General features: G+C 37.6%; 1 protein-coding gene. It reads right to left on the bottom strand.

The window, feature by feature from the left end; translation table 11 throughout:
* The coding region (locus tag ACQ96U_RS27225; protein ID WP_431724419.1) for a hypothetical protein at positions 1-234 on the bottom strand (234 nt) is incomplete at its 3' end.
* Positions 235-255 lie beyond the last annotated feature (21 nt).

The raw sequence follows: 255 nt of genomic DNA on the forward strand, positions 1-255 counted from the left end.
TGGGTTGGCATGCACACTGACTTGACGATGGCACGCCTCCATTTGTTGGGTAAAGCCCTTTATCGCATTGTACAGTTCTTTACTCTCAGTCCAGGTTAAATACCCTTTACACGCTTCTCTAAATTGCCGAAAGCTTTTTTTTGTCACATCAACGAAAGGTGTGTTATCTATATCCGCTAATTTATCTAGATAATCACGGATAATTTTTTTGTTCTTAATCATTGATGCGTACATAGTTAAATCCATCGTTAAAAT

The sequence above is a fragment of the Zooshikella sp. RANM57 genome (genome assembly GCF_050749885.1).
Taxonomy (GTDB): Bacteria; Pseudomonadota; Gammaproteobacteria; order Pseudomonadales; family Zooshikellaceae; genus Zooshikella.